28 protein-coding genes are annotated in these 25,464 nt (G+C 42.1%); 5 read left to right on the forward strand and 23 right to left on the reverse strand.

Annotated features, from left to right (window positions below; genetic code table 11):
- Positions 1-17: 17 nt before the first annotated feature.
- From QM873_RS06035 to QM873_RS06085, 11 genes are all read right to left on the reverse strand, one after another.
- Positions 18-458, reverse strand: coding sequence for a hypothetical protein (locus tag QM873_RS06035; protein WP_270288829.1), 441 nt, complete (start codon positions 456-458; stop codon positions 18-20).
- A gap of 13 nt (positions 459-471) precedes the next feature.
- Positions 472-1,020: a hypothetical protein gene (locus QM873_RS06040; protein ID WP_270288830.1), complete on the reverse strand. Its 549-nt coding sequence runs from the start codon at positions 1,018-1,020 to the stop codon at positions 472-474.
- A gap of 422 nt (positions 1,021-1,442) precedes the next feature.
- Positions 1,443-1,832, reverse strand: coding sequence for an Imm50 family immunity protein (locus QM873_RS06045; protein WP_023022559.1), 390 nt, complete (start codon positions 1,830-1,832; stop codon positions 1,443-1,445).
- 74 nt (positions 1,833-1,906) lie between these two features.
- Positions 1,907-2,533 carry a hypothetical protein gene (locus QM873_RS06050; protein ID WP_414278989.1) on the reverse strand — a complete coding sequence of 209 codons (627 nt, stop codon included), beginning with the start codon at positions 2,531-2,533 and terminating at the stop codon, positions 1,907-1,909.
- A gap of 11 nt (positions 2,534-2,544) precedes the next feature.
- Entirely contained in the window at positions 2,545-3,063 is a 519-nt protein-coding gene (locus QM873_RS06055) for an Imm26 family immunity protein (protein ID WP_023022555.1), read from the reverse strand.
- A 19-nt stretch (positions 3,064-3,082) separates the two neighbouring features.
- Positions 3,083-3,643 (reverse strand): immunity protein, encoded by a 561-nt coding sequence (locus QM873_RS06060; RefSeq protein ID WP_414278990.1) that lies wholly within the window; start codon positions 3,641-3,643, stop codon positions 3,083-3,085.
- Between the two features lie 52 nt (positions 3,644-3,695).
- Positions 3,696-4,034: a DUF7716 domain-containing protein gene (locus QM873_RS06065; protein ID WP_023026507.1), complete on the reverse strand. Its 339-nt coding sequence runs from the start codon at positions 4,032-4,034 to the stop codon at positions 3,696-3,698.
- A gap of 176 nt (positions 4,035-4,210) precedes the next feature.
- The gene (locus tag QM873_RS06070; RefSeq protein ID WP_023026505.1) at positions 4,211-4,909 is read right to left on the reverse strand and encodes a 3-oxoacyl-ACP reductase; all 699 of its coding nucleotides are present in this window, start codon (positions 4,907-4,909) and stop codon (positions 4,211-4,213) included.
- Positions 4,902-5,138: a DUF2829 domain-containing protein gene (locus tag QM873_RS06075; RefSeq protein WP_000141913.1), complete on the reverse strand. Its 237-nt coding sequence runs from the start codon at positions 5,136-5,138 to the stop codon at positions 4,902-4,904. The genes QM873_RS06070 and QM873_RS06075 overlap by 8 nt, the downstream gene beginning before the upstream one ends.
- Positions 5,139-5,238: 100 nt before the next feature.
- Positions 5,239-6,069: a hypothetical protein gene (locus QM873_RS06080; protein WP_117745048.1), complete on the reverse strand. Its 831-nt coding sequence runs from the start codon at positions 6,067-6,069 to the stop codon at positions 5,239-5,241.
- Positions 6,066-6,395 (reverse strand): PadR family transcriptional regulator, encoded by a 330-nt coding sequence (locus QM873_RS06085; protein WP_117745049.1) that lies wholly within the window; start codon positions 6,393-6,395, stop codon positions 6,066-6,068. Before QM873_RS06085 ends, QM873_RS06080 begins: the two co-directional genes overlap by 4 nt.
- Before the next feature lie 234 nt (positions 6,396-6,629).
- Here QM873_RS06085 and QM873_RS06090 point away from each other — a divergent pair, with 234 nt between their 5' ends.
- A complete protein-coding gene (locus tag QM873_RS06090; protein ID WP_048715484.1) occupies positions 6,630-8,594 on the forward strand; it encodes a peptide ABC transporter substrate-binding protein in 1,965 nt (654 codons plus the stop codon).
- Positions 8,595-8,682: 88 nt separating this feature from the next.
- On the opposite strand, the gene QM873_RS06095 is transcribed toward QM873_RS06090, so the two are convergent.
- The 3 genes from QM873_RS06095 to QM873_RS06105 form a co-directional block, all read right to left on the reverse strand.
- The gene (locus tag QM873_RS06095; RefSeq protein WP_342991811.1) at positions 8,683-10,686 is read right to left on the reverse strand and encodes an FtsX-like permease family protein; all 2,004 of its coding nucleotides are present in this window, start codon (positions 10,684-10,686) and stop codon (positions 8,683-8,685) included.
- On the reverse strand, positions 10,679-11,446 hold the full coding sequence (locus QM873_RS06100; protein ID WP_314837017.1) for an ABC transporter ATP-binding protein: 768 nt from the start codon (positions 11,444-11,446) through the stop codon (positions 10,679-10,681). Before QM873_RS06100 ends, QM873_RS06095 begins: the two co-directional genes overlap by 8 nt.
- 175 nt (positions 11,447-11,621) lie before the next feature.
- Entirely contained in the window at positions 11,622-11,879 is a 258-nt protein-coding gene (locus QM873_RS06105) for a SemiSWEET family transporter (RefSeq protein ID WP_003006102.1), read from the reverse strand.
- Between the two features lie 285 nt (positions 11,880-12,164).
- On the opposite strand from QM873_RS06105, the gene QM873_RS06110 reads away from it, so the two are divergent.
- Positions 12,165-12,428 carry a SemiSWEET family transporter gene (locus tag QM873_RS06110; protein ID WP_003012241.1) on the forward strand — a complete coding sequence of 88 codons (264 nt, stop codon included), beginning with the start codon at positions 12,165-12,167 and terminating at the stop codon, positions 12,426-12,428.
- Between the two features lie 123 nt (positions 12,429-12,551).
- Here QM873_RS06110 and QM873_RS06115 read toward each other — a convergent pair whose 3' ends face one another.
- The 4 genes from QM873_RS06115 to QM873_RS06130 all read right to left on the reverse strand — a co-directional run bounded on the left by QM873_RS06115 (position 12,552) and on the right by QM873_RS06130 (position 17,243).
- On the reverse strand, positions 12,552-14,537 hold the full coding sequence (locus QM873_RS06115; RefSeq protein WP_414278991.1) for an FtsX-like permease family protein: 1,986 nt from the start codon (positions 14,535-14,537) through the stop codon (positions 12,552-12,554).
- On the reverse strand, positions 14,538-15,296 hold the full coding sequence (locus QM873_RS06120) for an ABC transporter ATP-binding protein (RefSeq protein WP_023026492.1): 759 nt from the start codon (positions 15,294-15,296) through the stop codon (positions 14,538-14,540).
- A 302-nt stretch (positions 15,297-15,598) separates the two neighbouring features.
- Positions 15,599-16,573: a sensor histidine kinase gene (locus QM873_RS06125; protein WP_414278992.1), complete on the reverse strand. Its 975-nt coding sequence runs from the start codon at positions 16,571-16,573 to the stop codon at positions 15,599-15,601.
- A complete protein-coding gene (locus tag QM873_RS06130; protein WP_023022523.1) occupies positions 16,566-17,243 on the reverse strand; it encodes a response regulator transcription factor in 678 nt (225 codons plus the stop codon). The genes QM873_RS06125 and QM873_RS06130 overlap by 8 nt, the downstream gene beginning before the upstream one ends.
- A 185-nt stretch (positions 17,244-17,428) precedes the next feature.
- On the opposite strand from QM873_RS06130, the gene QM873_RS06135 reads away from it, so the two are divergent.
- Positions 17,429-18,619, forward strand: a complete 1,191-nt coding sequence (locus tag QM873_RS06135) for a DUF2974 domain-containing protein (protein WP_414278993.1) — start codon at positions 17,429-17,431, stop codon at positions 18,617-18,619.
- A gap of 368 nt (positions 18,620-18,987) precedes the next feature.
- Here QM873_RS06135 and QM873_RS06140 read toward each other — a convergent pair whose 3' ends face one another.
- Positions 18,988-20,256 carry a DUF6287 domain-containing protein gene (locus QM873_RS06140; RefSeq protein ID WP_414278994.1) on the reverse strand — a complete coding sequence of 423 codons (1,269 nt, stop codon included), beginning with the start codon at positions 20,254-20,256 and terminating at the stop codon, positions 18,988-18,990.
- Between the two features lie 175 nt (positions 20,257-20,431).
- Between QM873_RS06140 and QM873_RS06145 the strand changes: the two genes are divergently transcribed.
- Together QM873_RS06145 and QM873_RS06150 are read left to right on the forward strand one after the other, a co-directional pair.
- Positions 20,432-20,953, forward strand: a complete 522-nt coding sequence (locus QM873_RS06145; protein ID WP_023022517.1) for a DUF2975 domain-containing protein — start codon at positions 20,432-20,434, stop codon at positions 20,951-20,953.
- A 10-nt stretch (positions 20,954-20,963) separates the two neighbouring features.
- Positions 20,964-21,170, forward strand: a complete 207-nt coding sequence (locus QM873_RS06150; RefSeq protein ID WP_003006064.1) for a helix-turn-helix domain-containing protein — start codon at positions 20,964-20,966, stop codon at positions 21,168-21,170.
- Positions 21,171-21,387: 217 nt separating this feature from the next.
- On the opposite strand, the gene metG is transcribed toward QM873_RS06150, so the two are convergent.
- From metG to QM873_RS06170, 4 genes are all read right to left on the reverse strand, one after another.
- On the reverse strand, positions 21,388-23,379 hold the full coding sequence (gene metG / locus QM873_RS06155; protein WP_414278995.1) for a methionine--tRNA ligase: 1,992 nt from the start codon (positions 23,377-23,379) through the stop codon (positions 21,388-21,390).
- A 161-nt stretch (positions 23,380-23,540) separates the two neighbouring features.
- Entirely contained in the window at positions 23,541-24,233 is a 693-nt protein-coding gene (locus QM873_RS06160) for a phosphoglycerate mutase (protein ID WP_000240128.1), read from the reverse strand.
- A 259-nt stretch (positions 24,234-24,492) separates the two neighbouring features.
- Positions 24,493-24,954, reverse strand: coding sequence for a Fur family transcriptional regulator (locus tag QM873_RS06165; RefSeq protein WP_023022509.1), 462 nt, complete (start codon positions 24,952-24,954; stop codon positions 24,493-24,495).
- Positions 24,955-25,231: 277 nt separating this feature from the next.
- Positions 25,232-25,387 carry a hypothetical protein gene (locus QM873_RS06170; RefSeq protein WP_023022508.1) on the reverse strand — a complete coding sequence of 52 codons (156 nt, stop codon included), beginning with the start codon at positions 25,385-25,387 and terminating at the stop codon, positions 25,232-25,234.
- Between the last annotated feature and the right edge of the window lie 77 nt (positions 25,388-25,464).

Genomic DNA, 25,464 nt, shown 5'->3' on the forward strand with positions numbered 1-25,464 from the left:
TTTTCAATTTATAGAATCTACCAGTTCTTAGCCTTATTCTCCAAGACTCTCACTTCTACTTTATCCTCCGCTAAATGGAGATCCAATACTTTTTCCTGGTCTTGAAAGAATAGCGTCATGTCTCTGGTAGAAAATTCAGTAAAATAAGAGGGCAAAAATTCATCCAAAGACTCCATTTGAAACAAGACGTAAACTGGTGAAAACTCCCAAAAAACTAGGATAAACTGCCTTCTATTTCCAACTAGACTTTGAATTGATCTACTTAGATCTTTAGTAGTAAGATTGGCAGAAAGCTCATAAAGGCAAGAAATCGGAGAATCGATAGGATTCAACTCCCCAGCATACCAAGCAATTTCTCTCGGTTTAGTGGTCAGAAAATGGACATCCTTTATCCCCTTCAAATTCTTGATTCGTCTTTCAACTTTTAATAAGGATAATTTCTTTTTTACGTCACTCATTGTTCTTGCTCCATCATTTTAAAACAGAAATTCTGCTCACAACCTCATTCTGTTTATCCAACAGATAAAGGAAGTCCCCTTTTGTTTCCAGTTTACCAAGCTTAGCCCCATAGTCCATCTCGTGAGCAGGGCAGGATTGAATCAACTGACGGATGCTCTTATCCTTGTGCTCTATCTTCCAAAACAAATCCACCTTATCCAGCTGATGCTCCACTTGGATGGAAAAGATCGTGGATTGGATCTTTTTCCTTTTCCACTCCCAGCTATTTTCATAATCGTTTTTCTCTATTTCATTGACTACATCCTCTATCAAGGAGCAAGGAATTGAGAGCTCCTGAAACACGCACTTTACCCCTTTTACCAAGGCCTCTAAGAGTAGCTTTTTCTGTTCCAATGGACTCAAGGTTTTATAGCTAGAAAAATCAAATAAGACCTGAACAGTATAGACACCAAGTAGGTTCATGATAGCTGGATTGCTAATCGTATCTACACATTCTACGATGATTTTCCAACAATCCTTGGTCACAACTGGTTTGAAGAGGCGCTCTACCATAGAGGTCATACATTTGGATTCATATATGAACGCTCTTCGCAGGTCTTTCCAATTCTGTCGATAGTCCTTAATTCTAGCTTCCTCGTAAGTTAGCACAGCTGAGTCCATCAGCTCCTCAATCCTCTGTTGATTTTCCATATAGGGCTTATCTAATTCAAAATACTGTAACTTCATATTCGTGGTCTCGTAGTTTTTTTCTTGTAGAAAGGTTTATCCTTAGGTCAAGGTCTGTTGTTTGTAGTTTTTTAAATATGTAATGATTTGCTTTTCTACCTGTTAGGCATTCCAACTCCTTTAGGATACATACTGTTTACTCTCCTCAAAAGAGATTTCCCTTTCTTGACCATTTTCCCATAGTCGTGGTGTCCCTCCTGGCAATGGAGGATTGTTTGATCATCCAGAATCTCCGCAAATAAGCTAGGAATTCATCTTTAAGTATCAATCTTCACTGGCCCAATCTCAGCAATTCTAATAAGGTCAGAAGATCCTGATAACATCACATCATTTTGGTTTTTAAAATTGAATTCAACCTTATTCTCTAAAAAAAGCAGTTCCAGTTGGCCATTCACCTGATGAATCCCCTTGGAATAAAAATGGATTTCATCTAAATTAAAAAACTCTAAATTAATTTTTATGGCATTAAATGCACTTTTCTGCCACTTTTCAGGGAAATTAGTTGGCAAATCAAATAAATAAAAGACAAGATCTAATTTGTAATCGTAACATAACACAGTATCAAGAAATACATTCTTCAATTCCAAATCCCCATCAAACAGATGAATAATCTTTTCCCTGCCCACTGCTTTTTCAAACCATTTCACAATATGAACTCCTTTTTTAAAAATGAATAAAAGTCTTGTTTTTAAGAGTTATTGTTTCGCTCTTTAAGGAGATTTTAGAATAGACTGACCCTCCTGCCGTCCTTTCCTTTGGATACATCATCAATGATTGTATTTATATGTACTTCATTAAATTGACGAGAAAAGTCTACAATTTTCTGGCGATTCTGTTCTGGATATAGATAAGATGCAGCCAAAATGAACATAAAAGGAGCGATTGTTCCTCTTATATTTTCCAAATAAACATCCTTGGTGATAAAGGTCATGATTTTCTCAAAATCGTCATCTTTCAGCACGATCTTTCTCATATAGAGTGCTGCACAAGCGCCAGCAGCTTGCAATAAGTTATTCGATTCCAAGGACTCATAAACAAAAGACAAGTTCTCTGTTTCTAAATTTTCTAGATAAGCAATCGCTACTGCTAGAGAGCGATAGGTTACAGGTGTTGGAATATCTCTCAGCAGCAATGACTTGAGATAGGGGACTTCTTCTGTACAATCCGTTGCGGCTATGGCGTAGAGTAAGTACATTTGTGATTCCCATGATTTAGGTTTTTCCATCTCGCCTTCCAAGGCTTGATGTAAAAATGGTCCATATCCTTTTAGTCTGCCCTTTAAAATTTTTTTCGCAGCTTTTTTTACCAAGGGCGTACGTCCTGAAGTTAACTCATCTACATAGTCCATCTCAAACTCCTTTATTTCATTTGCTTGTCCAGTTTTTCTTCCAATATTCTGTTATAAACTATACTTCCGACACAGGCTTCCCAGTCCAGATCGTCAACTTCTTCCCTAGAAAAAATCTTAGGTTCGCGCCTACCATCTAGCCAGACCTTCCCAAAGTGAAGACCATTTGGATCTCCCCACTTAAAGGCTAAATCCTTAAAAGGGATTGGATCAAAATCCGCTTGGTGACCAATTATCTGCCAAGACCATACTGGACTTCGATCAAACAAGGTGTAAGAATCTACAATGATGGGCTTACCTATAAATTGAGCACGATTTAGCTCCTCAACTGTTATAGTAGGACTTGCTTGAAAGATATCGAAAAATTGGATGACATGACCAACGTTCACTTTTCCAATAATTTGACCAAATACAAAAATTTTCTCCAAAAATTGATAGCAAAAAATATCACCAATTTTAATAAATCGGAGTTTTGTTCTTGGCTTTTCATTCCACTCACGAATCTTTATCTGGGGCAATTTTTTCTCCATGATTAATTTAATTCTATTCCTACTGCTCTTTATTTAAGATATGAAAGAGATCATCTCTTAGTACAATTCCATCGTCTTCTATCAAATAGGCCATGTGCTCCCAGAAGGGCAATTCTTGTTCAGGGTGAGCTTCCAAGGCAAGTACTTGATTCTTCAAGTTTACTGCAATCTCTTCGACTTCAACTTGCTCAATTTCATAAAATTTTGCTTTTAAAAGAAAGAGTGCTGATAGAAAAAGCGAATAAGAGGAAACAAAAGCTTGCAAGGAAGAATTGACATAAATCCTCGCTTCTTGAAAAACTTCCCTTCCTTCTTGATTGCAAAGTAAAAAGATTTGCTCCTGTTTTCCAATGACAAAAGCACCTAAAAAACACTGGCCAACAAACCTATAACTCTCCTGATTTTTCCTTAGTTCGACTAGTTCGTCACCTGCTTTAACAAAAGAAAAACCCATTTTGGAATAATCTTCTAAATAAGCAAAGAGGTTGAAACGAATCTCATCAAGACGAAATGGTTTCTCCTCTGAAGTTACCACAGAAAAGCCGTGCTCCTTCACGAATTCATCGATATTGACTGTCATTTTTCTCCTTATCACTATCAGTCATTGAATACCATTTCTCTAATCGGCCTAGCTAATCTTCAAATGGCATAAAGCTATCATGCTGCTGATAATAATTAAAAGCCTCGACCAAGTCATTGTGACTAGCATTTGGTTTTTCCTCAAGTGCGACTGCAAGAACATCAATCAACTGCTCTCCATAGTAGACTAGCTGCAGATCTTGCTCCGTCACTTCTGTCGGGTAGACATCACGGTCTTCCACGACATCCGGATAATCGGATACCCAATAGAGCCTAGCTAGTGCCAGTTCTCCATCCTCCTTGCCATAGAGGCAAAAATCATCTGATACTAATTGATCTACGCGCACCTGCTCAATTATCTGCTCTAGTGAAAGTTCTTGGTGTTTTCGCATCCCGTCTCCTTTTGAGTCTCTCTTCCCAAAGGCTTTTTTTATTTGACCTCCATATTACAGGTCCCTTTTAGGCTATCATACCATAAGATTTCCTTTCCATAAAGCTAAAATAGAAAATGAGTCCAGCTGTTCAACTAGACTCATTTCATTCTTATCTTTTATGCTTATCTCAGCCCTTACTTCAAACTCCAGCCACCATCAATGGTCAGGATTTGCCCCTGCATGGCAGAGGCCTTCCCACTGGCCAAAAAGAGGCTGACTTCTGCCACTTCTTCTGGCTCTATCCAGCGTTTAATAGGGGTCTCACTAGCCACCCAGTCTGCTAGGCCTCCTGGTTCAAAGTCCGCTGCGGTCATGCCTGTTTTGACAGCACCTGGTGCAATGCCAAAGACTTGAATACCAGCTTCTGCATAATCTAGGGCCAACTGCTTGGTAAAGCCCGCTAGGGCATGCTTGGAGGAGGTATAAGCGTGACCGCCTCCACCCGCTAGGCTAGATGCAATGGAGCACATATTGATGATGATCCCTTGCTTCTTCTCCAACATTTGAGTCAGATAATGCCTTGTCAACTCTACCGGAGTCACATAGTTGATCTCAAAGATCTCCTGAATCTCCTGAGCGCTTTGCTCAAGAAGTGGTTTGTAGTCATCCAAAACGCCGGCCGTATTGCACAAGACGTCGACCTCAGGACACCAGTCAAAAATCGGCGTCAAATCCAAGGTCAAGTCCCGCTGCAAAAAATGGAAAGCCCCTGGCAACTGGGGATCAGCTCCCTGGTCCACCCCATAAACCTGGTAGCCCTTTTCTAGAAAGAGACGAGCTTGAGCCAAACCAATCCCGGAGCTCACGCCCGTAATCAAGACCCGTTTAGTCATGGACTTCCACCCAATCTGTCGCTAAGACATCACAAGGAGTTGGACTCCACATGGAAAATCCTTCGCCTTCACCAGAGACATTAATGAGAAAATAAGGCGTCACTTCTAGAGCCACTCCATTTTGCTCGATGGTATCAAAAAGCTGAACATAGTTCTCTGCTCCACCCCAACCCGTACGGACATATTTCTTTTTTGCCTTTAGTCCCGGCAAGATTTCTTCAAATGTCATCATCTTCTCCTTTGATTTATAGTCCCTTTCATTATAACAAAAATCAAGCTTGCTCGTTGTTTTTCAACAGAAAAAGGGGAGTTTCCTCCCCCTTTTCACTCTATTCACCATTTTCTGTCTTGTTCTTTTTCAAGGCGCGAATCGTGAACCAATAGTAAATCATCAATCCTATAACAATGATTACCGTAGGCAGAATGATAGTCATGGTAGAATTCTGAATTCCTTGCGCCAAGGTCCAGCGATGCAAGAATCCCACTACTAAGAAGGACAGAATAGGAAAGATGAAGGCACGAGCAAACTCTTCTTTCCACTGCCACAGGATAAGTCCTGCACAAGCCCCTGTAATGAGGAAGGTATCCCATGGATTTGGCACTGTTAACCAAGCAATAGCTGGCAAGAAACGGACACCCACTATCTCACTAGCGAAATAGAATCCTAGAACGAAAACGACTGCTACATAAATTGCTTTTTTTGACTTCTCTTCTGCAAAAATAAGGCGACGAAGGAGATAGAATAGTAACCCAACGACTAAAATACCTAAAATACTATCCGTTAGATAGACGAGTGGCTTGAGCACCAGGACTGCTTGCGAAGCAAAATCACTTAAGAGGCGATAAAAAATCACAATTCCCGAGATGATCGCGCCATATTTCAAAACGGATTGCGTGGATTCTTTGGGCATATTCTCTAGGATTTGGTCTGCCATTCCCTTGGGATCTTGTCCAAAATAGTCCTTAGCCGTCAATCCATCTCCGCTCGCTTGCGAAAAATCTAGGGCCAAATTATAGACCTGCTCTCTTAAAGCCCTCTCCTCATATAAGAAACCAGCGAAATTGAAATAATCCCAGAGATCTTGGAAGTAAGCTTGGTCCTCCTGGCTAAAGGTTTGAACCAAAGCCTGCGTTTCTTCATAATAAATAGCTGATGTCATATTGCTTTCCCCTCCTTTTTCACGCGTTCTACTTTAATGACCAGATCCTGCCACTGGTACCAAAATTCCTCTAGGCGCTCTCTTCCTTCCATGGTTAGAGAGAAATATTTGCGATCAGGTCCACCCGGAGAGGGCCTCATCTCTCCTACGATGACTCCCTGCTTCTCTAGCTTCTGAAGCAAGGGATAAACGGTCCCCGCAACTATCTTATCGAAGCCGGTTTCCTTGAGACTTTGGATCAATTCATAGCCATAAATAGATTTTTTTGAAATAATTTCTAAAACACAACCTTCCAGGACACCCTTGAGCAATTGCGACTCTTTCATCCTGCTCCCCCTTCTATACCGCCTCTTTTTGGCTAGTTTGTTTTACATACTAGTCCTTTCATTATTAGTATACTCCTCCTTAGCTAGTTTGTAAAGCATAATAGTTAAAAATACTGCATGAAACTCTATAAAAACGAACATTATGACTAAATATACAATTAATTTCAAAAAAAATTTGCTTTTTATAAAAAAAGGTGTATAATAATACAAAATCTTTATTAAAGGAGATAAGTGATGAAAAAATCTAAACTAGCTTTCCTTGCAGGTGTCACGGCTGCTTCAGCCCTGTTCCTTGCTTCTTGTGGATCATCTGCAAAGTCTTCTCAGACGAACACTTTTTCATACGTGTATAGCACTGATCCAGACTCTTTGAACTACCTCCTTTCAAACCGTTCAACAACAAGTGATGTCACAACTAACTTAGTAGATGGACTTTTTGAAAACGACCAATACGGTAACTTGGTCCCTGCCCTAGCAGAAGATTGGTCTGTTTCTAAGGATGGATTGACTTATACTTACAAACTTCGTAAAGATGCAAAATGGTATGACTCAGAAGGGAACGAATATGCAGATGTCACTGCACAGGACTTCGTCACTTCTCTGAAATACGTAGCGGACAACAAATCAGATGCCCTCTACTTGGTTCAAAACTCCGTAGCTGGCCTGGATGACTATGTCACTGGTAAAAATACGGACTTCTCTAAAGTTGGAGTAAAAGCCGTTGACGACCATACCCTTCAATACACCTTGGCTCAACCTGAGTCTTTCTGGAATTCTAAATTGACAACTTCGACCATGATGCCCGTCAATGAAAAATTCCTCAAGTCTGCAGGTAAAGACTTTGGTAGCGTCAAACCTTCTGGAATCCTCTACAACGGTCCTTACTACTTGAAATCCTTCACTTCAAAATCGTTAATGGAGTTCACTAAGAACGAGAACTACTACGACAAAGACAATGTGAAGATCGATGATATCAAATTGACCTACTTCGATGGTTCTGACCAAGACTACCTAGCTCGTAACTTTTCTGATGGAAACTTGACCACTGCGCGTCTCTTCCCAACGAGCTCAACCTTCAGTACCATTGAGAAAAAATTCAAGGACAATATCGTTTATTCACCGCAAGATGCGACTGTCTACTATGTCTACTTCAACGTAAACCGTCAAAACTACGGTCATACTGAGAAGACAACAGACGACCAGAAGAACCAAACCAAAACAGCTCTTCAAAACAAAAACTTCCGTCAAGCCATCAACTTTGCCCTTGATCGTACTTCTCTAAGTGCCCAATCAAACGGGAAAGATGGGGCTAGTAAAACCCTTCGTACGCTTCTTGTACCTCCAACATTTGTGCAAGTAGACAACAAAGACTTCGGTACTGTTGTTGAAGAAAAACTTGCTGCAACAGGAGATGATTGGAAGGATGTCAGCCTAGCTGATGCACAAGATAGCATGTTCAATGCGGACAAGGCTAAAGCACAATTTGCTAAAGCCAAAGAAGAGCTCCAAGCACAAGGTGTCCAATTCCCAATCCACATCGACTATGTGGTTGACCAGTCTTCTGCTAGCATTGTGCAACAAGCTGATTCAATGAAAGACTCCATCGAAAAAACATTAGGAAAAGAAAATGTTGTCGTGGATGTTCAGAAATTGTCTACGGAAGATGCGGACAATGCAACCTACTTCGCTCAAAGTCCTGATCAAAAAGACTTTGATATGGATATCGCTGGTTGGGGACCTGACTTCCAAGATCCATCAACTTACTTGGATATCTTCAATCCAGTCGATGGTTCAGCCTTAGCAGGTATGGGAATCAATCCGGCAACTGACCAAGCCCTAATTGAAAAACTAGGTTTGAACGAGTACAAACAACTATTGGATGATGCCAATGCAGAACAATTGGATACCAAAACTCGTTATGAAAAATATGCTGTTGCTCAAGCTTGGTTGACAGACAATGCCTTTGCACTTCCTGTCTACTCTAAAGGTGCTGTTCCTTCTATCACGAAGATCAAACCATTTACAAAAGCCTTCTCCTTGATTGGTATCAAAGACGGGGCTAGCTACTACAAGTACATGGAATTACAAAGTGATACAGTCACAACGGCTGACTACGACAAAGCTTATAAGAATTGGTTGAAAGAAAAAGAAGAAACCAATAAAAAAGCACAAGAAGAACTTGCAAAACACGTCAAATAATGGTTGACGTCAAAACACCGAGGATCAAATCCTCGGTGTTTTTTGTTCAGCAACTTGTCTCATTTTTCAATCCTTGACAGAGACATCGCTATCTCACGACAATCTTCCGATAACTTCTGGAGGTCAGAAGAAAGACGAGGACATAGGAGATGAAAAAGACAGCGCAGATAAAGAGAGTTGTTTGAAGGACCAAGCCCGCATTGGTCGCTCCTAAGATGGCAACGATTTTTGCAATCATCTTGTAGGCTACTCCTAGGTAAAGGAAGGAGAAGAATAGAGGAAGGAAAAAGACAGTGAGAATCTGTTTGCGAATGGTGGTGCCGGTTTGCTTTTGGTCCAATCCGACTTGTTGCAAGATCACAAAATTATCCCGATCCTCATGACCCTCTGAAATCTGTTTGTAGTAAATGACGAGTACTGTAGCTAATAGAAAGATGATCGATAGGAAAATCCCAATAAAGAGGAGAGTCCCTGCTGTTTCACGCCACTCCTTCTCTATACTGTATCGTTCATATCCACCAAAATAAGTCGCACCATATTGACTCATTTTGTCTGTCGAATACAGCTCTTTGGTCACGCCACCAGTAAAATCTTTGTTGTCTTTATTTTTGGCATTAATAGAGAATTCTAAATTCTTATCAACTTTTAGACCCAGTTGGTTCAAGTCAGGAAGAACAAGGTACAAGCCCATTTGGTGTTGAAACAGGGCGTTTTGTGGGATCTTCCCTTGGATAAAGTTGGAGTCTAGTTTTTGTTTAATCGTGAAGGTCTTCCCATTGATTTCTAATTGTGCGTCTAATCTTCCAGGATACTGATACCCATAGGCTAGGATTTCATTTTCCCCAAGCTCAACTTTTTGACCCGTTAGTTGCTCGTAAGTTGCCTGATCAAAAAAGTAGACTGTTCCCTCTGTCTTCATCTCCTGATCAGCTTCTTGATAGGACTGCTCAAACACCTCTAAGCTCCTTCCATCAATCTTTCGAATTTCAGCAGACCAGTATGTTGTCTGTGCCACCTGATAATCTGATAGATGTGTCACATCGGCTGTTTTCTTAATTTGGGCTTGAACATCCTCAATAACCGTTTCTGTCTCAGCATCTGAAGGCATATGCCCCACACTAATCATGTAATCAGAAGGGTAAACAGTATCTAGGTAATTCTGCCCTCCAATAAAGATATTGAGCGACCCGGTTAAGGTGACCAAGACCATGGTGGAAAGAATACTAATGGTCGCGAGGCCCGCTGCATTTTTTCGCATCCGAGCTATTAAGTTAGAGACGGATATAAAATTCTCTGGCTTGTAATAATAGGATTTCCGACCTTTGAGAAATCTTAAGAAGGTAATGGATCCTGCATTGAATAAGAGATAAGTCGCCAGAATGACCAAAATGACAGCAATAAAGAATCCTTGAACAGCCGCTACCGGACGCTCAACGGTTAGCGCTATATAAAAAGCAATTCCTAAGAGCCCAAGTCCTAACAGAGTTTGGACCAGCAAGAAGCGTCCCTTCTTCTCTCCTGCTTTTTTCTGTTGCATGAGGTGGAGGGAACTGTAGCGCAAGAGACGGAAAGAATTCAACAAAAGAATGAGACCAAAAGCTAAGGCTAACCCAAGTAAAGTGTTAAGAACAGCCTCTATCTGGAAGGTTGATTGAATGACGACTGGTAGCCCCATACATTTTAGGAGCAAGGCAAAAATCAAGCGATCAAACAAGAGTCCCAAGCCCAGTCCTACTCCAACTGTGAGAACATAGAAGGAGAGCAGTTCCCATAAGGTCATGACGAGAAGGTGCTTCTTCTCCATCCCCAAAACACTGTACAGTCCCAATTCTTTGGAACGATTTTTCATGACATAGCCATTGGCATAAGCCACTAAAATGATGACGACTAATTGGACAACGAAACTACCAAAACCAAGAACAGTTCTCGCCGCTCCCCCTCCGTAAGAATCCTCTAAATGAGGGGTCGATGACAAGGCGATAAAACTATAAAGGATCATAGTCGTTAAAATAACAGCCAAGGCAAAGGGATAATAGAGCTTGCGATTTTGTTTGAGGTTGGAAAGAGCTAATTTACTTGTTAATTTAAACATCACGATCCTCCTTTCCCGCCATGACCGTCAAGGTATCTGAGATTTCTTGGAACATCTGACGCTCTGTTTTTTCCCCACGGAAAATCTGGTTGTAAAGGATCCCATCCTTGATGAAGAGCACGCGCTTGGCCCGAGCTGCTGCTGCGGTTGAGTGGGTCACCATGAGAATAGTTTGCCCCATGCTATTGATGTCTTCAAAGACGTCGAGCAACGCAGCAGATGATTTGGAATCTAGCGCCCCTGTTGGCTCATCCGCAAGGAGGATTTCTGGCGAGGTGATGATAGCCCGTGCTACGGCTACCCGTTGTTTTTGCCCACCAGAGATTTCGTAGGGATATTTTTCAAGCAGTTGGTGGATGCCCAATTCCCGACTGACGCTATCGACCTTACTCATCATTTCCTTGACCGGTCTGCGAGAAAGGACCAGAGGGAGAAGGATATTGTCCTTGACGGATAAGGTGTCGAGCAGGTTAAAGTCTTGAAAGACAAAGCCTAACTTTTCGCGACGGAAGCTCGAAGCATCCTTGTTCTTGATGGTCGAGGTGTCTATGCTATTTAGGTAGACCCGCCCTTCCGTCGGCTGGTCCAGCATAGCTAGGATATTGAGGAGGGTCGATTTCCCAGATCCTGACTCCCCCATGATGGCGACATATTCACCCTTTTCCACAGTGAAGTGAATGTCCTTTAGGGCTTCGACTTGCGTCCCTTGAAAGCGGGTTTTGTAAATTTTTTTCACATGTTGTACATCTAATAAGGCCATTTCCATTCTCCATTTCCATCTAGTTATATGATTGATACTAATAGAACTTTTTACACCTCTATTGTAACGATTTGAAGAGAGATCTACAATAAGCTAACCTTTCATTTTTACCCTGATTTCTTACATTTCTGTAAGGTATTAAAAAACTAGCTTCCTTGCGGGAGCTAGTTCCTTCTTATAAGGCTGTGATGGCTGTGATCAAACCAAAGATGATCCCTGGTGCATTGGCTGCAGCAAGTGGGATATCGCGTTCTTTTTTAAAGAGTCCATAATAGACCCAAAGGCTACAGTTGATAGCGGCAACTAAAGGTTGGACAAAGTTTCCTTTGTGACCAGCGAGGTTATCCATGATTTGTGGGAAGTAAGACACATACATCATCACAGACATAAAGGTTGCAACCCAACCAAGAATTTTCATTTGTTTTTCATTCATTTTCAAAACACCTTTTATTTTTTTGAGTACGCACTATTCTAACGCTTGCCCTCTTAAAATTCAAGTGCTTTTTTCAAATGTTACCGAACTGTAAAGTGTCACAATCTTGTGATTTTGGATGAAAAATGTTATTTATTAACCCTGATTTTTCTTGTTTCTAACACCATAAAAATAGACACATTGTCTAATTTTGCGTAAATGTAATAGTTTTCAAGCGAAATATCGTGCAATTTTATTGCACAAGACCTTTTCTTCTGGTAAAGTAATATTCGGAGGTAGAAATAAATGAATAAACAAAAAATCAACCAAATCGTTGGCTCGATCGGTGCCTTTATTGGAATTATCGTTTTCATTGCCTACATCCCACAAATTATTGCTAATTTACAGGGAAATAAGGCCCAACCTTTCCAACCCTTGTCAGCTGCTATTTCTTGCTTGATCTGGGTCATTTATGGTTGGACAAAGGAACCTAAAAAAGACTGGATTTTGATTATTCCGAATTCGGCAGGTGTCATCCTAGGGGGATTGACTTTCCTTACATCACTTTAATAGAAAGCGAACAAAGACTGAACTCGACTGGTTCAGTCTTTTTCGTGTATCCCTTTGAAAAACAAAAACAATCGCAGTCGGTTTTCGTACAAAAAAGCCCGCCATGAGCGAGCTTCTCTTTCCTTAAATCTGTACAATCTTGCGGTAGCTCCGAGAGGTGATCCAAAAGACGATCAGGTAGGTGATGAGAAAGACGGCACAGACACTGAGGGTCACGATGAGGACTTGGCCACTATTGATGACACCGAGCACTTTAAGGATCAGGCGGATCATATGGTAGGCAAAGGCCAGGTGGACAAAGGCAAAGATGAGAGGTAGGAAAAAGACGGTCCGCACTTGACGGTTGATGGTCCGTTTGACCTCATCTTCATCAAGTCCCACCTGTTGGAGGATAACGAAGCGGTCACGGTCTTCATAGCCTTCTGAGATTTGCTTGTAGTAGATGACGATGACTGTTCCGACCATAAAGATCAATGACAAGAAAATACCAATAAAAAAGATACCACCAAAGAGGCTATTCATTTCTCTCACATTATATGCTCGATTGCCCCCATAGACAAATGTCCCTTGCCCCTGTTGGCTACTCAGTTCATCGATCATCTTGTCATAGCTGTCAGCTAACTTAAGTTGGTGTTCTTCATCTACATTGACATTGAAACCACCATAGATTTGGGTAACGACAGCAAGGTTCGGAAACTGAGCGACAAAGGCTGAAAGGTCAGGCACGATCAGGTAATTGAAATCCTCTGTCAGCATATTGAAGATGTTTGGGACATGATCGGTGATAAAATCCTTGGTCACTTCTTCCTTGACTTGAAAGTCTTGCCCATTAATAGTAAACTGCTTTTGCCCTTTCAGAGCCTCGTTATGAGCAAAGAGGATGACTTGGTTGCCAGTCAGATCGACGTCTTCTCCTGTCATCTGCTCATAGCTAGCTGCATCAAAGACCAGAAAGACTGTTCTCGGTCTGACATCGTGTTCATCATCAGGATAGACCGTGAAGTCTGTGCCCTTTTGGGATTCGACCCCAAAGGTGGCATAGTTCATCAGGTCACGATTTTTGATCTCAAGTTGGTGCTCAGAAGCAAACTCATCAAATTTCTGATTGATTAACTCCAAATCCACGCCTTTTCCTTGAATGGAGAAATCATGTGGATTCATGATTTTCTTGATCATTTCACCACCGATATAGATGTTGGTGGCAGCAGATATAGTCACCAATACCATGGTTGAGAGGATGGCAATGGTCGCAAGGCCCACTGCATTTTTCTTCATGCGATAGATGAGGTTAGAGACCGAAATCATATTGTTGGGTTGGTAATAATAGCCCTTCTTTTTCTTAAGCAGGTGCAAGAAGACAGTGATCCCTGCATTAAAGAGCAGATAAGTTCCGATCATGACCAAGATAACTGCTAGAAAGAAGATCACAATCGCAGACAATGGGTCTTTGACAGACAAGGCTAGGTAGTAGCCAAAACCAAGAGAAGCTAAACCCAGGATGGTTTGGGGCCACAAAAAGCGAGCTTTCTTTTCACCACTGGCTTTCTCACGCGTCAACTGCAGGGCATTCAAACGAAGAATGCGCCAAGCATTGAGAAAAACTAGGAGGCCAAAGATGAGACCAAAGGTGACAAAGACTGCGACCACAATCCCAGGTTGGAAGGTAGATACTAGCTGGACCTTCATCTTCATGAGTTTCAAAAGAAAGGCAAAGATCAGCTTGTCAAAGAGGGCTCCAATCAAAACACCAGCTGAGATAGTCACAAAGCCAAAAATCAAGAGCTCCTTGCAGATCATGCTAATGAGATGGCGTTTTTCAAGGCCTAGCATGCTATAAATCCCCAGCTCCTTGGAGCGGTTTTTCATGACGAAGCTATTGGCATAGAGCACAATGATGGCCCCCGCAGCGTTGACCACAAACAGTCCCAAGCCTAGGGTGAAGAGCATAGAAGAGCCCCCACGAAGCTCGTGAATATGGGGATTAAAGGTCAGGGAGTCAAAGAGGTAGGCGATGGTCACTGCTAGAATGACTGCAATCGCAAAGGGATAATAGAGCTTGCGGTTCTTGATAAGATTGGAGCAAGCTAATTTAGTGGTTAATCGAAACATCTACTCCACCTCACTTGCCATGACCGTCAAGGTATCCGAGATTTCTTGGAACATCTGACGCTCTGTCTTTTCTCCACGGAAGATCTGGTTGTAGAGAATTCCATCCTTGATAAAGAGCACGCGCTTGGCCCGAGCTGCCGCTGCGGTTGAGTGGGTCACCATGAGAATGGTTTGCCCCATGGTGTTGATATCTTCAAAGACATCTAGCAAAGCAGCTGAAGACTTGGAATCCAGCGCCCCGGTTGGCTCATCAGCAAGGAGGATTTCAGGTGAGGTGATGATGGCCCGTGCCACAGCCACCCGTTGTTTTTGCCCACCAGAGATTTCGTAAGGATATTTTTCAAGCAGTTGGTGAATGCCCAACTCCCGACTGACGCTATCGACCTTACTCATCATTTCCTTGACCGGTCTGCGAGAGAGGACTAGAGGAAGGAGGATATTGTCCTTGACGGATAAGGTGTCGAGCAGGTTAAAGTCTTGAAAGACAAAGCCTAACTTTTCGCGACGGAAGCTCGAAGCATCCTTGTTCTTGATGGTCGAGGTGTCTATGCTATTTAGGTAGACCCGCCCTTCCGTCGGCTGGTCCAGCATGGCTAGGATATTGAGAAGGGTCGATTTGCCGGATCCTGATTCTCCCATGATGGCGACGTATTCCCCTTTTTCCACGGTGAAGTGAATATCCTTTAAGGCTTCGACTTGTGTCCCTTGAAAGCGGGTTTTGTAGATTTTTTTGATGTGTTGAACGTCTAGCAATGACATACTTTTCTCCTTTTACTAGTAGATCAAGAAAAATTCTTAGGTTTGTTGTAGGACTTGGCGACCAAATTCCGCCTTTTCCAAATCAGTTTGCTTATTGGATTTTTTAATCATTTTGGGTTCTTTCATCCATTTCAAGAGTTTCATTTTCTTGACCTCCTTCATTTGATGAGACTATTGTATAAAAAACAAAAGGCGGTCACCATAACCTAACCTTTCATTTTTAAAATTAAATCTTACATTTTTGTCATTTTCAAATAAAAGAGAATTTTAGGGAGAAAAACATCATGTATCGACGATTTCCCCTAATCCATAACCAACTTCTTCTCTTCAAAGTGAATGGCAACAGTCGTCCCTTGGCTGACTTGAGACGTCATCTGAATCTGATGTCCTAGCTGATCGGCAATCTTTTTAGTTAGGTAGAGGCCTAGTCCCGAAGATTGCTGAGTCAGATGACCATTGTAGCCGGAGAAGCCCCGCTCAAAGACACGGAATATATCGCTATCCTTAATTCCAATCCCACTATCTTTGATATAAAGGGTCTGGTCATTGAAAAAGATCTCAATCCCGCCAGTACTGGTATACTTAAGGCTATTAGACAGCAATTGCTCGATGATGACCAAGAGCCATTTGCGATCGGTAATGACGGCGACATCTAAGTCATGCAGATCCACCGTCAATCCCTTTTGGATAAAGAAGATAGCGTACTTTCTCACCACTTCTTTTACTAGCTCTTCGAGTGGAACACGCTTAAGCACCAAATCATCGTGAAAGCTTTCGAGTCTCAGATATTGGAGAACCAGATTAGCATAGGAGTCAATCTTAAAGAGCTCCTGCTCCATTTGTTTTCTCAGGTCGCTGTCTTCTATATTTTGAACCAAGAGCTGGCTGGCCGCAATAGGTGTCTTAATTTGGTGGGCCCAGAGGGTATAGTAATCCATCAGGTCATTATAGGCCTCTAGACTCACCGTGGTTTGCTCACGCTGGGCTTGCTGACTGGTTGCTAGTTTCTGACTCAAGACCAGTTCTAGAGGGGTCTCAGGCAGTCCCTCCCCATAGAGCACTTCCTTCCGACAGGCCTGATACCTAGCCACAGCATCCCAAATGACCAGAAGAAGACTCAAAAAAGCCAAAATTCCTGTCAGGTAAAGGAGAAAATTGCGGTAGCCTTCGAATATATAGGCAAACAAGACCAGGGATGAAAGGAGTAAACCAATCAAATAGAGATAGCGGCGATGAGAAATCAGATAGTGTTTGACAAATAAGAATTGATTATCCATTGCTCAACCCGTATCCTATCCCTTTTTTCGTTTCGATAAAATGTTCCAGTCCTGCTTCTTCGAGTTTCTTCCGAAGTCTAGCTACATTGACCGAGAGGGTGTTATCATCAATAAAGAAATCACTGTTCCACAATTCCTTCATTAGATCATCCCGAGCCACTACACTTCCAGCTTTTTCAAAAAGGATGCGAAGAATTTGAAATTCATTTTTGGTCAAATTAATCACCTCTCCCTCGTAGACCAGATCCATGGATTTGAGATTGAGGATGGCGCCCCGGTGTTCTAACAAATCTTGATCAGTTCCAAACTCATAGGAGCGGCGAAGGAGACCCTGAATTTTTGCCAGAAGGACATTGGGATCAAATGGCTTGGTCACATAGTCATCTCCCCCCATATTGATAGCCATGACGATGTCCATAGCTTGATCTCGTGAGGATAAAAACATGATAGGGACCTTAGACACCTTACGAATCTCCTGGCACCAATGGTAGCCATTATAAAGAGGAAGGCCAATATCCATCAGAATCAGATGAGGATTGGTCTGGACGAAGCTCCCCAATACATCCATAAAATCATCAACTGCAATGACCTCAAAGCCCCACTGTTCCATGATTTTCTTTACCTGTTGGCGAATGGTTTCATCATCTTCGACAAGAAGAATTTTATGCATGCTCTTTCCTGCTCTTTCTTACTAGAGTATTACCCTTTCATTATATCAAATTATCCAAGAAGCATACATTTTTTTCGGTATATCGACTGACAGGCTACTCCCTTTCGTCAATTACCTGTTTTTTACAGAGGGGATTTTCAGGTATTTTATGCTATACTGAACATACAGATACAAAGGAGAATCTCATGTCCACGATTTTTGATTATCTAGACTATGTCGCCTATGATTCCATCTACGATCGCCCTTTTAAGGAACTCGATGTCCTGGCACTGACAGAGCTGACCTATCTTCCTTTTGATCGGATCGTCCCCCAAGGAGATACGACCAATATTGAAGTCCGCTTGTCTGATGCAGCAGAGCTGGTCGATCGGACCACCGATTTTATCGTGACGAACCAGCACTTGCAGATAGTCGATAGCTTGGCCACATCGAAACGCTTTAAGAATATCAAACTGCTCAACTATGTCGACGAATATGACCCCGATGTCCAGAAGCAGTTTGCGGCGATGACTTATCGTCTTACCATGGATGTTTATTTGGTTGTCTTCAGAGGGACGGATGATACCTTGATCGGTTGGAAGGAAGATTTCCACATGACCTACATGGACCATATCCCAGCTCAGAGACGTGCAGCCAGCTACCTACAACATGTCATGAAGGAGTTTCCAAAAGGACGCTTCATGGTAGCCGGACACTCCAAAGGGGGTAATCTCGCAGCCTACGCCTGCTCCTACCTTCCTGACCAGCTGTCCGAACAAGTCGACGCCATTTTCTGTTACGACGCTCCTGGTCTCAACAAGTCCATTATCAAAACAGAGGGCTACCAACGAATCGCACACCTCATTCATCGCTTTGTCCCACAAGGATCCATTGTCGGTATGATGCTGGAAGTCCCAGAGCCTGCTACGATTGTTAAAAGTCGAGCTTTTGGTGGATTTGCCCAGCATGACGCCTTTACTTGGATGGTTGAAAAGGATGGATTTGTGACACTGGATCAAACCAGTCCCGATAGTCAACAGATGGTCCAAACCTTAAAACAGTGGGTACAAGAAGTCCCTGATAGCCAACTCAAGAAATTTTTCGATACCTTCTTTGGCCTCTTCTTGGATGCAGGCATTACTTCGATTAATGATTTGATGAACTTGAAAAATTTCTCCAAAATCAAAGATATCTTTCAAAATGCTCAGGACCTAGACTCCACCGAGCGGGAAATGCTGGAACGTCTAGCCAAGCAACTCATCGACACCCGTGTCCAAGCATGGAAAAAATGGCAAACAGTTCCTCGTATCCTGGTTCAAATGGCTGCATTTTTCAAGCGAAAACAAGCAGTCGAGACCACCCCATCACTGCTCCTTGAGCACAAAGAGTTAGTTTAAAGAGACAGGTTGAAGTAAGAAATAATCAACTCCTTCAGCACTTAGTGATAAACAATTGAAGCAAAACAAAACCCAGGAAATTGAATTTCCTGGGTTTTAAATGTAGAAATACTATCACTTTACATAAAACAGCTGGATGATTTTCAAAAAATGACTTTTATTTTTTAGTCATTTAAGAAGATGAAAAACTTTCCGCCGTGAAAAAAGTGCCTGAAACACAGTTGTTTCAGGCACTCGGAATTATTGAGACCTTAGGCTCAATAATTAGTCACGGAACTTCCTGGATTGCTGAAATCATCCACTGGATAATTTCACCTAACGTCCGTACTCACCTAAGGAAAGTTTTAAAAATGACTTTTTCTTCAATCTTATTGACGATAGAAGTATTGATCCGCTGGATAGTTCCCAGATGATTGGGTAACAACCAAGCGAGGTTTGCTCTTATCTGATTGGTCTCCATCAGGATTTTCAAAACCAATCTTAAAGAGGCCAACTGCCACTCCTGTTTCTCCCACACGTAGATCGACATAAGGGACTTTACTTGTCTTATCCGAGTTCGGCACTGCTTTTAATCTTCCTTGGCCCTTTACAGTTCCATCTTCTTGGATGACCATCTCCTGGCCTTTAGCGTTGCGCCATGTCCCTGCCAGACTTGAGAAGTCTCCATTATTGATGGCCGCAATATCAAGGTCTGCGTCCTTCTTAGGCTCTGGGTAGGCTTCCCACCATTTGTCTTGGTAGGCTTGGAAGGAGGCTTGGTGGTAGAAGATGCGTCTCAAAGGCGACACGACACCATCAGGACCTTGAACGTTTTCAGGAATCAAGGTGACAATCAATTCCTGACCAGGAGTTTCTCCACTTGTACCAGCTTGGACAAAGTAAACCTGATAGGTCGCGCCTGCTTTCTTAGGTTTCTTATCTTTATTGAGGACAAATTGGACATTGGTGGCTCCACTCCAGAAGCTCCATCCATTGTCCTTATCAGAGTAGATAGAAGGAAAGACAGTAGTCCGGTGATTGTAATAATCTTCTGGACTATAGCCATACAGCTTAAAGCCAGAATCAGCAATCTGCTTTTCAATCGATTCATTGGAATAGCTTCCTGAGAAGGTTGTCAAATCCCCATCCAATACCCCATCATCTGGATTCGTCGACTTGAAGAAATCCTTCCGATTGGCAAAGACCATTTCGTGATCTGGATCATTGTCTGACATGGTGACCGTAATGAGAGGATCTTTATCTGATTGGTATTTAAAGATACGAACAGTGATGGTAAAATCAGTATTTCCATCTGACTTTTTCATCTGACTGGTAGAAACTTTATTGGCTCCTTCTACTTTGAAATCCGTTGAGAAAGTTGCTGATACAGGACCATCTTCTGTCTCATAATCAATCTTCCAAGATTTCCCATCTTTTTGAATCTTGGCCTTATCACGCGCGCTAGAGACATATTCACCAGACAAATCGATGGCTTTTTCCTTAGATGAGGACGAGGTCTTCGAGGTCTGATTGAACTCTTTTTGATGATCCGGTTGGATATTGGAGCTAGAGTAGAGATAGACTCCACCAATTAGAACCACTGCACTCACAAAAGCGATGATCATCCAAAGATATTTTTTATCTAACTTTTTGATCATTTCAATACCTCCTTGAAATGGTAGTTACCTATTAGTATACCTCAAATTCTATTTAAAGCAAACTTTGACCGAATTTCATAAATTTTTTATCGTTTTTCGATACTTTTTTATTGACTTATTTTTTATAAGGAGTATACTATAAGTAAATAATAAATAAACTTTCAGGAGGCTTGCGATGAAAAACTCGAAAACCTTAAAAAATGTTATTGAAGTCTTAACGGCTTTCATTTACTTCTGTGGCTTTATGACCGTGGCAGCACTGGTCATCCACCTTCTTTCACGGATGGGTGTGTTTAAGGATCTCGTTCAATCTGGGCGCTTGTCCTTTGAGGTGAATGGCATCCAGCTTTTCCCAAAACATCTGCAACCCCTATGGCAGTTGCTCTTCCCACTAGCCTCAAGTGCTATTTATATTCTTCTTCTCATCACCATTCGTAGCTTCCTCCAAAATCTCTACCAAGAAAAGATCTTTTCTCACTCCAACATTGATCTTTGCAACCGAGCTTGGAAGATCTTATTGGTCTTGTCCTTTATGTCTGGTACACTTGAAACCAGTGGCGACGTTTATCTCCTTCCCTTTACCTTCCAATTGACCTTTAATACGGGACTCCTCCTCGCTGTCCCAATTGTCTGGGTCCTTGGCAAGATTTTAGAGAGAGGAATTGCGATCGCCGAAGAAAATGAGCTGACCATTTAAGGAGGGGACCATGATTATCGTCAATCTAGATGTCATGCTGGCCAAGCGAAAGATGAAATCCAATGAGCTGGCTGATAAAATCGGTATCACTACCGCCAACCTCTCCATCCTTAAGACAGGCAAGGCCAAAGCTATCCGCTTCACCACCCTTGAAGCCATCTGCAAAGAACTGGACTGCCAGCCCGGAGATATCCTGGAATACCGGCCAGATGAATAGGAAATATCTTAAGAAAAGTAATTGGAGACTTTCCTTAGGTGAGGACGGACGGTAGCGAATCCCTCTGGGATTCCATACCTAAAATTTGAGCCTACTGTCTCAAATCTTCCGAGAGTCTGAAACGAAACTGTTTCAGACTCTTTTCTCACTGATGAAAACTATAGCGATACAACAAAAGCACTCCCACGGGGAGTGCTTTTAGTATACAATCATCAGTTTAGCCAATGATGCTTCCATTTGGTACAGATGGATCAACGGTCAAGACCGTTAATTGATCCCCGTGTTCTGCGGAAAGAATCATGCCTTGGCTGACATATTTTTTCATCATCTTGCGTGGTTTGAGGTTAGCCACGATTTGAAGTTTTTTGCCGACCAATTCTTGTTCATTTGGATAGAATTGAGCGATACCAGAGAGGATTTGACGGTCTTCGCCATCTCCTGCATCTAGGCGGAAGCGAAGCAATTTGTCAGATCCTTCGACGCGTTCAACTTCTTTGACCTCTGCTACACGGATTTCGACCTTGTCAAAGTCTTCAAATTTGATCTCATCTTTTTCAGACTTGAGTTCCACTTCTTCTGGAATCCATTCTTTTTCTTCTGTTTTACCAGCAGTCATTTGAAATTGGATGTAGGCAATTTCTTCATCCATATCCAGGCGAGGGAAGATTGGAGTTCCTTTGGCAACTACTGTGACATTTTCAGGGAAGCCTGCTAGGGTCAAGTTCTCAAGATCGAAGTCCAAGCCCAAGCCAAGTTGTTCCATAATGGCATTTGAGGTGTTCATCATGAATGGTTGGATCAAGTGAGCCACGACACGGAGACTTGCTGCCAAGTGAGCCATGACCGCTGCCAATTGTTCCTTGTCACCATCTTCTTTAGCAAGTACCCATGGAGTTGTCTCATCGATGTACTTGTTGGTACGAGAGATGATGTTCCATACTGCTTCCAAAGCGCGTGGGTAATCAACTGCATTCATTTGTTTATGGTACTCTGCAATACTTTCTTCGACCACCTTGGCCAAATCTGCATCAAATGCAGTGGCGTTTTCGACATAAGCAGGGACTTGACCACCAAAGTATTTATTGATCATGGCCACCGTCCGGTTGAGGAGGTTTCCAAGGTCATTGGCCAATTCATAGTTGATACGAGCCACGTAGTCTTCTGGTGTGAAAGTACCATCTGAACCAACTGGCAAACTGCGCATGAGGTAGTAGCGAAGCGGATCCAAGCCAAAGCGTTCTACCAACATTTCTGGGTAGATGACATTTCCTTTAGACTTAGACATCTTGCCGTCTTTCATGACAAACCAACCATGGGCAATCAAGCGATCTGGCAATTTGATATCGAGCATCATGAGAAGGATTGGCCAGTAGATAGAGTGGAAACGAAGAATATCTTTTCCAACCATGTGGAAGACCGTTCCGTTCCAGAATTTGTCAAAGTTGCCATGCTCATCTTGGCCATAACCAAGTGCCGTCACGTAGTTGAGAAGGGCGTCAATCCATACATAGACTACGTGTTTTGGATTGGATGGGACTGGGACTCCCCAGGTAAAGGTGGTCCGAGATACCGCCAAGTCTTCCAAACCGGGTTCGATGAAGTTTTTCAACATTTCATTGAGACGGCCATCCGGCGTGATGAAATCCGGTTGGGACTTGAAAAATTCGACCAAGCGGTCTTGGTATTTGCTGAGGCGAAGGAAATAAGATTCTTCAGAAACCCATTCTACTTCGTGACCTGATGGCGCTATCCCACCGATGACTTTACCATTCTCATCTCGGTAAACCTCAGCCAATTGGCTTTCTGTAAAGAACTCTTCATCAGAGACTGAATACCAACCAGAGTATTCACCCAGGTAGATGTCATCTTGAGCCAGTAAGCGTTCGAAGACTTGGGCCACCACTTTTTCATGGTAATCGTCTGTCGTACGGATGAATTTATCGTATGAGATATCGAGTAACTGCCAGAGTTCTTTCACTCCAACCGCCATCCCATCTACATAAGCTTGTGGCGTAATCCCAGCTTCCTCTGCTTTTTGCTGGATCTTTTGCCCGTGCTCATCGAGACCAGTCAGGTAGAAAACATCGTAGTTCATCATGCGTTTGTAACGCGCCAAGACGTCACAGGCAATGGTTGTATAAGCTGAACCAATATGCAATTTACCAGATGGGTAATAGATAGGGGTTGTGATGTAGAATGATTTTGTCATTTTCTTTTCCTTTCAAGGCTAATGAAACCTTATGTACTAACACTTCATTATATCATTTTTAGGAGGCTCTGAAAACCAAAAAAGCGCTAGGGGACTAGACAAGATAAACAAAAAAGCTGACCGAAGTCAGCTTTCTATTATTGATAACGAATCCTGCTATCTTACTTACCAAGATAGTATTCAGAAACTACGTTCAATTTTTCGTCAAATTCGAATACCAATGGTGGGAAGTTAGGGATTTCCACGTCCATGATTTCATCGTCTGACAATTGTTTGATGTGTTTTACAAGGGCACGGATTGAGTTACCGTGTGCTCCTACGAATACGTTCTTACCGTCTTTAAGAGCTGGAGCGATTTTATCTTCCCAGAATGGAAGCGCACGTTCCAAAGTAACTTTCAAGTTTTCAGCGTCTGGAATCACTGAATCGTCAAGTGAAGCGTAACGACGGTCAGTGTGAGCTGAGTGCTCATCATCGCGATCCATTGCAGGAGGCAATACATCGTATGAACGACGCCAGATGTGAACTTGCTCATCACCAAATTGTTCAGCAGCTTCAGCTTTGTTTTTACCAGTCAATCCACCGTAGTGACGTTCGTTCAAGCGCCATGATTTTTCAACTGGAACCCACAATTGGTCAGAAGCTTCAAGAGCCAAGTTAGTTGTTTTGATCGCACGTTTCAATACTGAAGTATAAGCTTGGTCAAATTCGATACCAGCTTCTTTGATCAATTTACCAGCGTCGATCGCTTGTTGTGTACCTTTTTCAGACAAATCAACATCAGCCCAACCAGTGAAAAGGTTAGCTTTATTCCATTCAGACTCACCGTGGCGAGCAAAAACCAATTTTACCATTAGATGGATCTCCTTTTTATTCTCCGAGGTTTCCCCCCGTTTATCTATTTTATTCTACTAGATTTTCAGTAAAAAATCTAGTGGTGACCATAGAAAAGTGCAATTTCTCACAAAAAAAGTCTGAACGGAGATTTAGTGAAATTATATCAATTCTTTTTCATGGACATTTACATTTTTCACTCATCAGCTTCTAAATCTTTCCTCTCTATCTTTTTCCGCAAACCATACCAAACAAAAAAACCTCTAACAAGAGGTTTGCTTATAATTGCTTCTTCTGACACTCTGGACAGATTCCATAAACGGTGGTTTGGCACTTGGTAATGATGTAGCCACTTTTTTCTCTCGCTTCTGCTCTCACGTCTGGAACTTCGATGTCAACATCGTCAATCTTCCCACAAGACTCGCAAATCAGATTCAAATGATCGTGTCCCATAAAATCAAAGTAGGTCGTGGTATCATTGCGTACTTTTATCTCAGAGACAAAGCCTTCATCAATGAGGACCTTGAGATTGTTATAAACGGTTGCCAGGCTCATATTGGGAAAGGCTGGTTTTAAATCTTGGTAGATGGCATCCGCACTTGGATGTTCCTGGCTTTTGACAAGATAGGAAAGGACCGCTCGACGCGTCTCTGTAATCCGTACAGATTTTTCACGCAAGTGTTGCAATACATCTTCTACTTTTTGTTGTTGAACGGAATCAAGTGTTAAACAAGCTAGCATGGTCTTCCCCCTTTCTGTCTCTTCTTTAAAACTATTATATCACGAATGCCAAATTTTGCCTAATTAGAATGTTTGTAAATAAGAAAAGAGGCTTGGACAAAAGTCCTAGCCTCTCAATTATCTTTAGATTGTCGAGCAAGACGCAGTGGTTGAGCGGGCTCTACTACGCTGATTTCATCAGCTTTTACAGCCCTACTCAACTGTGCGGAGGTGGGACGACGAAATCGAATTCTAACGAATGACCGATTTCTGTCCCACTCTCTTTTGTATTCTATTCTTAACTTCCCCAATTAAGGATCCATCTCATGGTTCCTAGTAAAAATTTAACAAAGAGGAACATAAAGAAGAGTTCCACAATAAACCAGAGACCTTTCAATAGATAAATAATTGGTTTAATCATGAGTAGAACAAAGATTCCAAAAATCCATCTCATGGCCCACCCTCCATTTCTCACTTTTTTCTATTATACTCCTATTTATAGGCCCTGTCTAGAAAGGACTCCAATACAAA

It is taken from the genome of Streptococcus australis (assembly GCF_047463015.1).
In the GTDB taxonomy this organism is placed as follows: Bacteria; Bacillota; Bacilli; order Lactobacillales; family Streptococcaceae; genus Streptococcus; species Streptococcus australis_F.